Genomic DNA, 12,622 nt, shown 5'->3' with positions numbered 1-12,622 from the left:
GGGCTTGGTCGGCGATTTTGAATTGGAGGATTTGGGCTTCATCTTCGTTCCTTCGTCACTACGACGAAGCCCAAATCCTCCTTAAATCACAACCTCAAATCTGTGCCATAGGCGCTGACGGGGGACACGATGTCTGGCAGGTCAGTGTTCTTGGCAGCCCATAGTCCAACTTCATGATCGCCTCGCGCTTCTGCTCAAGCGAGGTCCCGCCGGAATATACCCCGTAGCTCATGGTTGGCTTGTCATGCCCCAAAAGGTCGGCGGCGACGCCCTCGGACACACCTGACTGCTCCAGCAGCGTTGCCACGGTCTTCCTGATCGAGTGGAACACATACCGGCTGTCGAATCCGAGCTTGCTCTTCACCTTTCCGAACTGCTTCGACATGGCGGGTGACCGCATCCCGTACTTGTTCGGCACCAGATCGGGCAGCAGATACTGGTGGCCTCGTGCTTTCAACTCAGCGACCAGCGGCTTGATTTCATCGTGGATCGGGATCATCCGGTTTCCTGCGGCAGTCTTGGCTCGAACGATCTGGATCGTGTCTTCGTAGACGTTGATCGTCTCGAGTGACGTGATCTCTTCGATCCTGCAGCCTGTGTAGATCGCAAGCAGGAACGTGGCATTCATCATCTCGCTTCGACCTTCCAAGATCGCCGCGTGAAGGGTCCGGATGTGCTCCACGGTGAAGGGCAGGCGCACTTTCTCGGCCGCGACTTTACGGTTCTCTGGCGGCAACAGGACGTCTGTGAACGGGTTCTTGCGGTCCTCGGGTGCGAGGGACTGATGCACAAGCCAGTTCCAGTAGACCCTGAGCGTACTCAGGTTGTCTTTGATGGTCCGGTTCTTGAGACCTTCTTCCTTCGAAAGCCAGTTCACGAAGTTCCTGACCGCCTGTCGATCAACCTCCTCGACGGTGGACACCCTTGCGGCGAACTTCATGATCGCGTGGCGATCCTTGGCGGCGGTCTTGGGTTCGACTTTGCGGCCCTCGATGTAGTCTTCAAGAGGGCTCTCAAAGAGGGTGCGTTGCCCAGTAGCGACCTTGTAAGCCTTGATGACCTTCGCCTCGGCCTTCTCGGGTAGTTGTTCTGGGTGCTTCACCCCGTGAGCAGCCAGAAGGCGACCCAGAACTTCTTCCTCGATACCGCCAATAGCAGCGGGATCTGTGTCGGGGGACTTTTTCGCATTCAGCAGATGTACTCGGGTCTGCGCCAGGAACTCGTCAAGGTGTTGCGTTGGGTTGCCCCTTGCTTCCTCGATGGCCGCTTTGAACTCCGCAATCAGCGGTCCACTGCGGGCGATGGCGATGGTCTTGTCGGTTGTCTTGAGCGCCTTCTTGAAAGCCCGCTTGCCGAAGATGTGCTGCACATCTGCCGGAATCGAGACCTTCACGGACCACGCATTGCCTTGCCTGATGAGGTAGTTCGACATCTTTCGCCGCCTCAATTGTACCTGGATTTGTACCCAGATTTGAGTCGGTAACCCCAAGAAATCAAGGGATAAAGGGCATTGGGGGGGAGTGGCAGCCCGTAGGGGAGTCGAACCCCTCTTTTCAGGTTGAAAACCTGACGTCCTAACCGATAGACGAACGGGCCGCGCTGGCACGTCGAAGGATTGGCAGCCCGTAGGGGAGTCGAACCCCTCTTTTCAGGTTGAAAACCTGACGTCCTAACCGATAGACGAACGGGCCATCCTTGCAGCGTGGGGCGGTTCATAAGGCAGCCCGTTTGGACGCGCAAGAGGTTTTTTCGAGAAATCTCAAACTCGTTTCGGGCGCGCGTGAAACGCCTTTGCAGGCATGATTATTCCGCCCTTGCGGCGTCCTCGAGGCGCAGCTGGACCTTGGTCCGGCCGCCCCATGTGTTGATCTCAAGCCGCCCGGCAAGGTGGAACCGCGCGCTGCCGGGATTCGACAGCGCCGGGCCAAGCGGGCCGTCGAAGGCGCCGAAGGCAACCGCGTCGATCCTTGCGCCCATGCCGTCGGAAAAGGTGAAGCGCAGATGGGTCTCGCCGATTTGACGGGGGCTGCGGATTTCCATCGCCGGGAAGGCGAAACGGGGCGCGGGGGCGCCCTGGCCGAAGGGGCCCGCCTTGTCGATTTCGTCAATCAGGGCAGGGGTGGCGGCGCCGGGCAGAAGCAGCCCGTCAAGGCGCAGATCGCGCGGTCCGCCTGTGCCCGCGCCCTGGCGCTCCAGCAATTCGGACAGGCGCGCCATCGCCGCGTCGATGCAGTCCTCGGCCACCGTCAGGCCTGCGGCCATCTTGTGTCCGCCGCCCTTGAGAAGCAGCCCCTCGGCCGCGACGCGCTGCACCGAGGCGCCCAGATCGACGCCCGAGACCGAGCGGGCCGAGCCTTTGCCGATGCCGCCCTCAAGCCCGATCACCACGGCGGGGCGGTTGGTGGCCTCTTTCAGCCTTGCGGCGACGATGCCCACGACGCCCGGATGCCAGCCCTCGCCCGCGGCCCAGACCAGGGGCGCATCAAGGCCGCGTTCCTCTGCCTGCGCGAGCGCCGCGTCGCGGACGCGATTCTCGATCTCGCGGCGTTCGGTGTTGAGGTGGTCGAGTCGCTCGGCCAGCATCTGCGCCTCGGTGTCGTCGGTGGTGGCCAGCAGCCGCGCGCCCAGATCGGCCGCGCCGATGCGCCCGCCCGCGTTCACACGAGGGCCAAGCAGGAACCCCAGAGAATAGGCGCTTGGCGCCTTGTCCATGCGCGCCACATCTGCCAGCGCCCGAAGCCCCGGCCGCTCGCGCCGCGCCATGACCTTGAGGCCCTGCCGCACCAGCGCGCGGTTCACGCCCAAGAGCGGCGCCACATCGGCAACCGTCGCCAGCGCCACCAAATCCAGGAGCGCCATCAGGTCGGGGCCCTGTGTGCCCTCGGCGCGTAGCTGGCGGTTCGCCTCGACCAGCATCAGGAAGACGACCGAGGCTGCGCAAAGATGCCCCAGATCGCCGCTTTCGTCCTGCCGGTTGGGGTTCACGCAGGCGACGCAATCGGGCAGGGTCTCGCCGCCCAGGTGGTGGTCGAGGATGACCACATCGGCGGGTTTTGCCGCGGCTATCGGTTCATGGCTGAGCGTGCCGCAATCGACGCAGACGATCAGCGAATGTTCGCGTGCAAGGGTTTGCATCGCGGGGACGTTGGGGCCATAGCCCTCGTCGATCCGGTCGGGGATATAAAGCGTCGCCTGCCGACCGAAATGGCGAAGCCAACTGATCAGAAGCGCGGCGGAGGAGCCGCCATCGACATCGTAATCGGCGAAGACGGCGATCTTCTCGCCCCCACGCAGGGCACGCAGGAAACGCGCGGCGGCGGTCTCCATGTCCTTCATCTGGCGCGGATCGGGCAGCAACTCGCGCAGGGTGGGTTCAAGGAAACTCGCCGCATCCTCGGGGGGCACGCCACGCGCAACAAGGATGCGCGCCAGCGGCAGGGGCAGGCGAGTTTCCTGCACCATGGCCTCGGCCAGCCGGTCGGCCTCGGCCGTGGGGCCAATCCAGCGGCGCCCCGTCAGGGACAGATCTACACCAAGGAATGCGTTCATATCCCTGATCTACGCAAAATCTGCCAAAACGAAAAGCCCCGCCGTGGCGGGGCTTTCTATCTGCGCGGAAGGGCGCCTTACTTGATCGGGTTGCGGTAGATCATGCGGCGCACCGAGCCGGTCTTGGAGCGCATCAGGATCGTCTCGGTCTCGATGAAGTTCGGTTCGCGCTTGACGCCCTGCACGATCGAGCCGTTGGTGACCCCGGTCGCGGCAAAGATCACGTCGCCGGTGACCAGCTCGTCGCGGGCATAGATCTTGTCGAGGTTGGTGATGCCGGCCTTCGCCGCGCGGCCCCGCTCGTCATCGTTGCGGAACAGCAGTTTGCCCCACATCTGGCCGCCCATGCATTTCAGCGCCGAGGCTGCCAGAACGCCCTCGGGCGCGCCGCCCGAGCCCATATACATGTCGATGCCGGTGATCTCGGCCTCGGCGCAGTGGATCACGCCGGCCACGTCGCCATCGGTGATCAGGCGGATCGCGGCGCCGGTCTCGCGGACTTCGGCGATCAGGTCTTCGTGGCGGGGACGCTCGAGGATGCAGCAGGTGATGTCCTCGGGCTTCACGCCGCCCGCGGCAGCCAGCGCCAGAACGCGCTCGGTCGGGGTCATCTCAAGGCTGACGACATCCTTGGGATAGCCCGGGCCGATGGCCAGCTTGTCCATGTAGACGTCCGGAGCGTGCAGCAGGGTGCCGCGCTGCGCCATGGCGATCACGGTCAGCGCGTTGGGCATATCCTTGGCGGTCAGCGTGGTGCCTTCGAGCGGGTCAAGCGCGATGTCCACCGCCGGGCCGTTCCCGGTGCCGACCTCTTCGCCGATATACAGCATCGGGGCCTCGTCGCGCTCGCCCTCGCCGATGACGACGACGCCCTTGATGTCGAGCATGTTGAGCTGGTCGCGCATGGCGTTCACGGCGGCCTGATCGGCGGCCTTCTCATCGCCGCGGCCGATCAGGCGGGCGGAGGCATGGGCCGCGGCTTCGGACACGCGGGCAAGCCCGAGCGAAAGCATGCGGTCGTTGAAATCGGTGGGGGAGGTCATCTTGTGTTCCTGTCTGCCAGAGCGAAGGGCCGGGCACAGGTAAGCCAGTTAGGCCCCAAACTACAAGCCTGAGAACGCTAACGAGGGCGAGAGGGCGTCAAACCGGCGCGTGGCAGACCACGCAAAGCTTGTTTCCGTCCGGGTCGCGGAAATAGGCGGCGTAATAATCGGGGTGGTAATGCGGGCGCAGGCCGGGGGCGCCCTCGTCCGTGCTACCATGCGCAAGGGCGTGTCGGTGCGCGGCATCAACCGCCGCGCGGTCGGCGGCCATGAAGGCCACCATTGCGCCATTGCTGTGTGCGGGCGCGCGGCCGTCGAAAGGGCGCGTGACGATGAAAAGCGGCCGCCCGCCTTCGTTGGGCTGCCAGCCGATCCAGCCCTCTTCATCGCTGTCGAAGCGCAGGCGCAGGCCCAGCAGTTCCATCAGCGGGGTGTAGAAAGCGCGGGCGCGGGTCAGGTCGGCGATGCCCAGAGTCACATGGCTGAACATCGCCCACCCCGTCAGATTTCCTCGATGCGGATGGCGACGGGTTCGCCCTCGACTACGCCGGTTGCGGGGAAGCCGCCGATCGCCACGTCGATTGCGTCGCGGGTGGTCTTGTGCGTCACGATTAGCACCGGGGCCGAGGTGTCGGCATGGCCATATTGGCGCATCCGCGAGATCGACACGCCCGCCTCGCCCAGAACCGAGGCCACCTTGGCCAGCGCGCCGGGTTTGTCCATTAGTTGCAGGCGCAGGTAATAGGGCGCCGGGGCCGAGACTGCGGCGGGCGTCGGTTCTGCCAGTTTTTCTGCGGGGACGCCGAACGTCGGCAGGCGCAGGCCGCGCGCGATATCGGCCACGTCGCCCATCACCGCCGAGGCCGTCGGGCCTTCGCCCGCGCCCGCGCCGCGCAGAACGATCTGCCCGACCGAGTCGCCTTCCAGCACGACCATGTTCGTGCCGCCCTGAAGCTGACCCAGAGGCGAGCTATCGGGCACGAGGCAGGGCGTCATGCGCTGCTCAAGCCCGCGCCCGGTCATCTGCGCGACGCCCAGAAGCTTGATCTTGTAGCCCATGTCGCCCGCGCGACGAATGTCGTCGATCGAGATCCGGCCGATCCCTTCCAGCACCACGTCGTCAAACGAGACCTTGGTGCCAAAGGCGATGGCGGCGAGGATCGAGAGCTTGTGGCCCGCGTCGATGCCCCCCACGTCGAGGTTCGGGTCGGCCTCGAGGTAGCCCAGTTGCCGGGCCTCTTCGAAGACGGTGTCATAGGGCAGGCCCGCGGTCTCCATCCGGGTCAGGATGTAGTTGCAGGTGCCGTTCATCACGCCCATGACGCGGCGCAACTGGTTGCCCGCAAGGCCCTCGGTCAGGGCCTTGATCACCGGAATGCCGCCCGCGACAGCGGCCTCGTAACGGATCACGCGGCCTGCGGCCTCGGCCATCTCGGCCAGTTCTTGGCCGTAGTGCGCCAAAAGCGCCTTGTTCGCCGTCACGACATCCTTGCCAGCGCGTAGCGCGGCCTCGGTCGCGTTTTTGGCCGCGCCTTCGTGGCCGCCCATGAGTTCGACGAAGACATCGACGTCATCGCGGGTCGCAAGGGCGACCGGGTCGGTTTCCCAGGCATAGCCCGACAGGTCCGCATCGCGGTTCTTGGTGCGGTCGCGCGCGGAAACGGCAGTGATCACCACCGGGCGGCCGGTGCGGGCCTCCAGCATCTCGGCGTGGCGCTGCACGATCTTGACGACGCCAATGCCCACGGTGCCGAGCCCCGCGATGCCAAGGCGGAGCGGAGTGGCGGAAACGGCAGACATGGGAACCTCGTCAAGTTGAATGGTCTGCAGGTCTGTTACCGGGAAAGGGACGGCCTTGCAACGGAGGGAAGACCTAGTTTGCGGGCAATTCGCCCTCGGGCAAGACGGGCGCGCGCAAAGCATCAGCGCGGGCTCGCAGGTCGGAGGCGCGGGCCTCGAGCCCCGGCGCGGGATCGGGAGTAAGCGCCGCGTCCCCCAGAAGCGTGCTCGTCGGCAGCAGGTGGGGATAATCCGCATCCGTGCCCGCCGAGCAGGCAGTCAGCGTGAGGACCAGGGTAAGGCAGGCGAGGCGGGGCATGGGGGCTCCTTTTCGGGCCACGATATTGCGCGCGGGCGGGCAATGCCAGAGGGAAGGGCGAAGGGATTTGATAATGAACATGCGTTCAGTTAGCGTGGCGCCATGGCACGCAAGACCGGCTCTCATTCCGAAATCACAGGCCCACGCATTCGCGCGGAGGCGATGAAGCTGTTCGCGCGGCATGGCTTTGCCGCCGTGTCGATGCGCCAGATCGCGGCGGCTGTGGGTTTGCAGGCCGGGGCGTTGTATCTATACACCCCCGACAAGGAGGCTTTGCTGTTCGATCTGCTCAAGGATCACATGGATGGGCTGATCGCGGCATGGCAGGAGACGCGGGGCGGCGAGTCGCCCGTCGCGGCGCTGGAAACCTTCGTGCGCTTTCACATCCGCTATAACGGCGAGCGCCCCGAGGCGGTGTTTCTAAGCTACATGGAGTTGCGCAACCTCGGTCCCGAAAATTTCGCAGTGATCGAGGGGCTGCGTCGCGCCTATGAGACGGAGCTGGAGACTATCCTCAAGGCGGGGCAGGCGGCGGGGGCATTCCTCGTGCCCGATACCAAGCTTGCGACCATGGCGATCATCGCGATGTTGACCGGTGTCAATACCTGGTTCCGCGAGGGCGGACGTCTGAGCCGCGCGACCGTCGAGGACATTTACTGGGACATGGTGCGCAAGGCTGTCAGCGGTTGATCCGGTTGGTGGGGGGAGGGGGCCAGCCCCCTCGGCCTTGCGGCCTCACCCCCGGGATATTTATGCAAAGCCGAAAGGGCCTTGGTCAGTGCGCGGGCTTGATGAAGGTGCCGTTGCGGAGTTCGCGGAAGGCCTGCATCAGTTCCTCTTGCGTGTTCATCACGATGGGGCCGTGCCAAGCGACGGGCTCCTGTATCGGGGCGCCCGAGATCAGCAGGAAGCGCACGCCCTTCTCGCCCGCCTGAACGGTGACCTCGTCGCCCGAGCCGAAGCGCACCAACGTGCGGTTGCCTGACATGTCGCGGATGTTGACCTCCTGTCCCATCACCTCTTTTTCGAGCAGAACGCCGGTGGGGGCGGAGGCATCGGTGAAGAAGGCCGAGCCGTCGAAGACATAGGCGAAGGCGCGGCGGTAAGTGTCGATCTTGAAGGTCTTCTTGAGGCCTGCGGGTACGAAGATGTCGAGATATTGCGGGTCGGCGGCGATGCCGTCCACCGGGCCGCGCTGACCCCAGAATGCGCCGGTGATCACCTTCACACGGGTGCCGTCATCGTCGATCACCTCGGGAATGTCGGTGCCCTTGATGTCCTGATAGCGGGGCGCGGTCATTTTCAGGTTCGAGGGCAGGTTTGCCCAGAGCTGGAACCCATGCATCCGGCCCTGTTTGTCGCCCGAGGGCATTTCCTGGTGCAGGATGCCCGATCCTGCCGTCATCCATTGCACGTCGCCCGCGCCGAGCGAGCCTGCGTTGCCGAGGCTGTCGCCATGCTCGACCGAGCCTGCGAGGACATAGGTGATCGTCTCGATTCCGCGATGCGGGTGCCAGGGAAAGCCCGCCATATAGTCCGACGGGTGATCGCCGCGGAAGTCATCGAACATCAGGAACGGGTCTTGCTCGGACGGGTCGGTGAAGCCGAAGGCGCGGTGCAGACGCACGCCGGCGCCCTCCATCGTGGGTTTGGCGCGGCGGGTTTCGAGGACGGGGCGGATGGACATGGTGGCCTCCTGCAAAGGATTGCGTTGGCGTAAAGGTAGGGCAACGACGGTTTTGCGCAAATGGGCAAGGTGGCAGAGCGGCTGTTCGCGATTGCACAGGCTGAGGCCCCCTCGACTCCGGGGCCGTCCCGGCCAATATAGAAGGCATGAGTCTGCCGCCTGGGTTTCTTGATGAATTGCGCAACCGTGTCTCGATCTCGCAAGTGGTCGGGCGCAAGGTCGTATGGGATATGCGCAAGTCGAACCAGGGCAAGGGCGACTGGTGGGCGCCATGTCCGTTCCATCACGAAAAATCGGCCTCGTTCCATGTCGATGACCGTAAGGGCTATTACTATTGCTTTGGCTGCCACGCGAAGGGCGACGCGCTAAGTTTCGTGCGCGAGACCGAGAACGTGGGCTTCATGGAGGCCGTCGAGATCCTCGCCCGCGAGGCCGGGATGCCGATGCCCGCGCGCGATCCGGTGGCCGAGAAGAAGGCCGACCGGCGCAGCGAGTTGGCGGCTGTCATGGAAGAGGCGGTCAAGTTCTTCCGCATGTCGCTGTCCACCCAGGGCGGGGCGACTGCGCGTGACTATCTTGCGCGGCGCAGGCTGTCGGCGGATGCGCTGGCCCGGTTCGAGATCGGCTTTGCCCCCGATGGCTGGCAGGGGTTGTGGGAGGCGCTGCGCGCCAAGGGCATCGCCGAGGATCTGATCCTGGGCGCGGGGCTTGCCAAGGCCAGCACCAAGGGCAAGGCCCCCTATGACGTCTTTCGCAACCGGATCATGTTCCCGATCCGCGACGCGCGCGGGCGCTGCATCGCCTTTGGTGGGCGGGCGATGGACCCAAATGACAACGCCAAATACCTGAACTCGCCCGAGACTGAACTGTTCGACAAGGGCCGCAATCTTTACAACCACGGACCCGCGCGTGAGGCCTGTGGAAAGGGTGGGCGGCTGATCGTGGCCGAGGGCTATATGGATGTGATCGCGCTGGCGCAGGCGGGTTTTGGCGGCGCGGTGGCCCCCCTTGGGACTGCGGTCACCGAGGATCAGCTGCGCCTGATGTGGCGCATCCATGATGAGCCGATCATCGCGCTTGATGGCGACGCGGCCGGTATCCGTGCGGCGCAGCGTGTGATCGATCTGGCGCTGCCTTTGCTGGAGGCCGGGAAGGGGCTGCGCATTGCCATCATGCCGGGCGGGCAGGACCCCGACGATCTGATCAAGGCCGAGGGGCGCGAGGCGATGGAGCGGGTGCTCGACGCCGCCAAGCCCATGGTCGACCTGCTCTGGCAGCGCGCGATCGAGGGCAAGGTCTTCGACAGCCCCGAACGCAAGGCGGCGCTGGATAAGGACCTGCGCGCGCATATCAAGCGCATCGCCGATCCGTCGATCAAGGCGCATTACGGCGAAGAGATCAAACGCCTGCGGGCCGAGCTGTTCGATATGCGTCGCGGCCCGGCGCCCTCGGGCAGCTATGCGCCGCGCACCGCGCGAGGCGGGGGCAAGGGCTGGGTGACGCAGCCCGTGCATCCGCTGCCGATGACGCGCTCGACGGCGCTTGCGGCGGCCTCGGACGAGCGGGTAACCGAGCATTTGCGCGAGGCGATGGTGCTGGCGATCCTGACCACGCATCCGGTGCTGATCGCGCAGTTCGAAAGCCAGCTTGAGAAAGTGCCGCTGAGCGATCCGGCCTATGACCGGTTGCGCGGCCTGATGCTGTTGCATGGCCATGAAAGCCCGGCCGAAATATCCGAACGGCTTCTTGCCGGGGCGGGCGCTGATCTTGAAAAGCTGATGGCTCTGCCCCATGTGCGCACTGCGCCACCGGTTCTCAAGCGCGAGGATACCGATCTCGCGCGGCTGTGCTTGGCCGAGGAACTGGCCAAGCTGGCCGCCGAACGGGCGGTGCGCGCCGAGGTGGCCGAAGCGATGGAGGATCTGGAAGGTCTGGCCGATGAGGGCGTCACCTGGCGCATCACCCAGGCCACGACGGCCCGTAACCGGGCCAAGCAGTCGAAGCTGGACGACACATCGGACATGGGCGAGGACCGCGCGGCACTTTCGGCGCAGCTTCAGGCCATGATCGACGGGGAAATCTGGCGCAAACGCAAGAACTAGGCGCGGCGGGCGCGTGGGGGCGATGATTCGGCCCTGTGATTCGCCTCCGCGATTCGATACAACCGCAGGATATGATTCGATCCTGTCTGGGTGACGAGGCCCAAGCCCGCCCCGCAGTTCGACCGAGGAGTCCCCATGGCCGCAAAAGACATCGACGAAAACAAGCCCGAAACCGCGAACGACGACGATACCTCCTTCGACATGTCGAAGGCCGCCGTGAAGCGGATGATCGCCGAGGCGCGGGAACGTGGCTACATCACCTACGATCAGCTGAACGCGGTGATGCCCCCCGATCAGGTCTCGGGCGATCAGATCGAGGATGTGATGTCGATGCTCTCGGAAATGGGCATCAACGTGATCGAGGCCGAAGAGGCCGACGAGAGCGAAGGCGGTGCCGTCGTCGAGACCAGCTCGGGCTCGCGCGAGGTTGCCGTTGCGACCACCGCTTCCGAGACGCTCGACCGCACCGACGACCCGGTGCGCATGTATCTGCGCGAGATGGGCTCGGTTGAACTGCTGTCGCGCGAGGGCGAAATCGCCATTGCCAAGCGCATCGAGGCCGGCCGCAACACGATGATCGCGGGGCTTTGCGAGAGCCCGCTGACCTTCCAGGCGATCACCATCTGGCGCGACGAACTTCTGAACGAAGACATCCTGCTGCGCGACGTGATCGACCTTGAGACGACCTTTGGCCGCTCGCTCGATGACGATGACGACATGGAAGAGCCGGTCGTGGACGGGCTGGAGTCGGGTTCGGCGCAGCCCAAGCAATCCTCGGACGAGCCGGAGTTGGACGCCGACGGCAACCCGATCCGCTCGGATGACGACGATGAGGACGACGAGGGCTCGAACATGAGCCTTGCGGCGATGGAAGCCGCGCTCAAGCCCAAGGTGCTTGAGACGCTGGAAATCATCGCGCGCGACTATGCCACGCTGGCCGAGATGCAGGATCTGCGGATGTCGGCGACGCTGAACGAGGACGGCACCTTCTCGGTTTCCGAAGAGGCCGCCTATCAGAAGCTGCGCTCGGAGATCGTGCTGCTGGTGAACGAGCTTCATCTGCACAACAACCGTATCGAGGCGCTGATCGACCAGCTTTACGGGATAAACCGCAAGATCATGTCGATCGACTCGGCCATGGTGAAGCTGGCCGATGCCGCCCGCATCAACCGCCGCGAGTTCATCGACGAGTATCGCGGCTATGAGCTGGACCCGACCTGGGCCGATCGCATGATCGAAAAGGGCGGGCGCGGCTGGCAGATGCTGTTCGAGAAATCGACCGACAAGGTCGAGGATCTGCGCAACGAAATGGCGCAGGTCGGCCAGTATGTCGGCGTCGATATCTCGGAATTCCGCCGCATCGTGAACCAGGTCCAGAAGGGCGAGAAAGAAGCCCGTCAGGCCAAGAAGGAAATGGTCGAGGCGAACCTGCGCCTGGTCATCTCGATCGCCAAGAAATACACCAACCGCGGTCTGCAATTCCTTGATCTTATTCAGGAAGGCAACATCGGTCTGATGAAGGCGGTGGACAAGTTCGAATACCGCCGCGGCTACAAGTTCTCGACCTACGCCACCTGGTGGATCCGTCAGGCGATCACCCGCTCGATCGCCGATCAGGCGCGCACCATCCGTATCCCGGTGCATATGATCGAGACGATCAACAAGCTGGTCCGCACCGGCCGCCAGATGCTGCACGAAATCGGCCGCGAGCCGACGCCGGAAGAACTGGCCGAAAAGCTGCAAATGCCGCTCGAGAAGGTGCGCAAGGTGATGAAGATCGCCAAGGAGCCGATCTCGCTCGAAACCCCGATCGGGGACGAGGAAGACAGCCAGCTGGGCGATTTCATCGAGGACAAGAACGCGATCCTGCCGCTCGACAGCGCCATTCAGGAAAACCTGAAGGAAACGACGACCCGCGTGCTGGCCTCGCTGACCCCGCGCGAAGAGCGCGTGTTGCGGATGCGCTTCGGCATCGGCATGAACACCGACCACACGCTGGAAGAGGTTGGCCAGCAGTTCTCGGTTACCCGCGAACGTATCCGTCAGATCGAGGCGAAGGCGCTGCGCAAGCTCAAACACCCCAGCCGAAGCCGCAAGCTGCGCAGCTTCCTGGATCAGTGATAAAGGCGCCCCCGAAAGGGGG

At 64.4% G+C, this 12,622-nt stretch carries 10 protein-coding genes and 2 tRNA genes; 3 read left to right on the top strand and 9 right to left on the bottom strand.

Going from position 1 to position 12,622, the window contains the following annotated elements; translation table 11 throughout:
• Positions 1 to 94: 94 nt before the first annotated feature.
• The 8 genes from LZA78_RS04685 to LZA78_RS04650 all read right to left on the bottom strand — a co-directional run bounded on the left by LZA78_RS04685 (position 95) and on the right by LZA78_RS04650 (position 6,771).
• Positions 95 to 1,432: a DUF6538 domain-containing protein gene (locus LZA78_RS04685; RefSeq protein WP_233675774.1), complete on the bottom strand. Its 1,338-nt coding sequence runs from the start codon at positions 1,430 to 1,432 to the stop codon at positions 95 to 97.
• Positions 1,433 to 1,521: 89 nt separating this feature from the next.
• Positions 1,522 to 1,596: transfer RNA gene (locus LZA78_RS04680), tRNA-Glu, on the bottom strand.
• A gap of 20 nt (positions 1,597 to 1,616) precedes the next feature.
• Positions 1,617 to 1,691, bottom strand: a tRNA-Glu gene (locus tag LZA78_RS04675).
• A 112-nt stretch (positions 1,692 to 1,803) separates the two neighbouring features.
• Positions 1,804 to 3,549: a single-stranded-DNA-specific exonuclease RecJ gene (recJ, locus tag LZA78_RS04670; protein WP_233675773.1), complete on the bottom strand. Its 1,746-nt coding sequence runs from the start codon at positions 3,547 to 3,549 to the stop codon at positions 1,804 to 1,806.
• Between the two features lie 77 nt (positions 3,550 to 3,626).
• Positions 3,627 to 4,592, bottom strand: a complete 966-nt coding sequence (gene glpX, locus LZA78_RS04665) for a class II fructose-bisphosphatase (RefSeq protein WP_233675772.1) — start codon at positions 4,590 to 4,592, stop codon at positions 3,627 to 3,629.
• Between the two features lie 97 nt (positions 4,593 to 4,689).
• A complete protein-coding gene (locus LZA78_RS04660) occupies positions 4,690 to 5,082 on the bottom strand; it encodes a VOC family protein (protein WP_233675771.1) in 393 nt (130 codons plus the stop codon).
• Between the two features lie 11 nt (positions 5,083 to 5,093).
• On the bottom strand, positions 5,094 to 6,392 hold the full coding sequence (locus tag LZA78_RS04655) for a homoserine dehydrogenase (RefSeq protein WP_233675770.1): 1,299 nt from the start codon (positions 6,390 to 6,392) through the stop codon (positions 5,094 to 5,096).
• A gap of 73 nt (positions 6,393 to 6,465) precedes the next feature.
• On the bottom strand, positions 6,466 to 6,771 hold the full coding sequence (locus LZA78_RS04650) for a hypothetical protein (RefSeq protein WP_233675769.1): 306 nt from the start codon (positions 6,769 to 6,771) through the stop codon (positions 6,466 to 6,468).
• Positions 6,772 to 6,792: 21 nt separating this feature from the next.
• Here LZA78_RS04650 and LZA78_RS04645 point away from each other — a divergent pair, with 21 nt between their 5' ends.
• The gene (locus tag LZA78_RS04645) at positions 6,793 to 7,380 is read left to right on the top strand and encodes a TetR/AcrR family transcriptional regulator (protein ID WP_233675768.1); all 588 of its coding nucleotides are present in this window, start codon (positions 6,793 to 6,795) and stop codon (positions 7,378 to 7,380) included.
• 85 nt (positions 7,381 to 7,465) lie between these two features.
• On the opposite strand, the gene LZA78_RS04640 is transcribed toward LZA78_RS04645, so the two are convergent.
• Positions 7,466 to 8,377 carry a pirin family protein gene (locus LZA78_RS04640; protein WP_233675767.1) on the bottom strand — a complete coding sequence of 304 codons (912 nt, stop codon included), beginning with the start codon at positions 8,375 to 8,377 and terminating at the stop codon, positions 7,466 to 7,468.
• Positions 8,378 to 8,523: 146 nt separating this feature from the next.
• On the opposite strand from LZA78_RS04640, the gene dnaG reads away from it, so the two are divergent.
• Together dnaG and rpoD are read left to right on the top strand one after the other, a co-directional pair.
• Positions 8,524 to 10,479, top strand: a complete 1,956-nt coding sequence (gene dnaG, locus LZA78_RS04635; protein WP_233675766.1) for a DNA primase — start codon at positions 8,524 to 8,526, stop codon at positions 10,477 to 10,479.
• Positions 10,480 to 10,614: 135 nt separating this feature from the next.
• Complete coding sequence (gene rpoD / locus LZA78_RS04630; RefSeq protein ID WP_233675765.1) at positions 10,615 to 12,600, top strand: RNA polymerase sigma factor RpoD; 1,986 nt, start codon at positions 10,615 to 10,617, stop codon at positions 12,598 to 12,600.
• Positions 12,601 to 12,622 lie beyond the last annotated feature (22 nt).

This window comes from Rhodobacter flavimaris (genome assembly GCF_021378075.1).
In the GTDB taxonomy this organism is placed as follows: Bacteria; Pseudomonadota; Alphaproteobacteria; order Rhodobacterales; family Rhodobacteraceae; genus Rhodobacter; species Rhodobacter flavimaris.
Note: the sequence above shows the minus strand (reverse complement) of the source record. Positions and strands in the feature narration are given on the sequence as shown.

Excerpts from the sequence above, each read along its gene's own strand:
- glpX (WP_233675772.1), bottom strand. The coding sequence starts at position 4,592 with ATGACCTCCCCCACCGATTTCAACGACCGCATGCTTTCGCTCGGGCTT.
- LZA78_RS04645 (WP_233675768.1), top strand. The coding sequence starts at position 6,793 with ATGGCACGCAAGACCGGCTCTCATTCCGAAATCACAGGCCCACGCATT.
- LZA78_RS04660 (WP_233675771.1), bottom strand. The coding sequence starts at position 5,082 with ATGTTCAGCCATGTGACTCTGGGCATCGCCGACCTGACCCGCGCCCGC.
- LZA78_RS04650 (WP_233675769.1), bottom strand. The coding sequence starts at position 6,771 with ATGTTCATTATCAAATCCCTTCGCCCTTCCCTCTGGCATTGCCCGCCC.
- recJ (WP_233675773.1), bottom strand. The coding sequence starts at position 3,549 with ATGAACGCATTCCTTGGTGTAGATCTGTCCCTGACGGGGCGCCGCTGG.
- dnaG (WP_233675766.1), top strand. The coding sequence starts at position 8,524 with ATGAGTCTGCCGCCTGGGTTTCTTGATGAATTGCGCAACCGTGTCTCG.
- rpoD (WP_233675765.1), top strand. The coding sequence starts at position 10,615 with ATGGCCGCAAAAGACATCGACGAAAACAAGCCCGAAACCGCGAACGAC.
- LZA78_RS04640 (WP_233675767.1), bottom strand. The coding sequence starts at position 8,377 with ATGTCCATCCGCCCCGTCCTCGAAACCCGCCGCGCCAAACCCACGATG.
- LZA78_RS04685 (WP_233675774.1), bottom strand. The coding sequence starts at position 1,432 with ATGTCGAACTACCTCATCAGGCAAGGCAATGCGTGGTCCGTGAAGGTC.
- LZA78_RS04655 (WP_233675770.1), bottom strand. The coding sequence starts at position 6,392 with ATGTCTGCCGTTTCCGCCACTCCGCTCCGCCTTGGCATCGCGGGGCTC.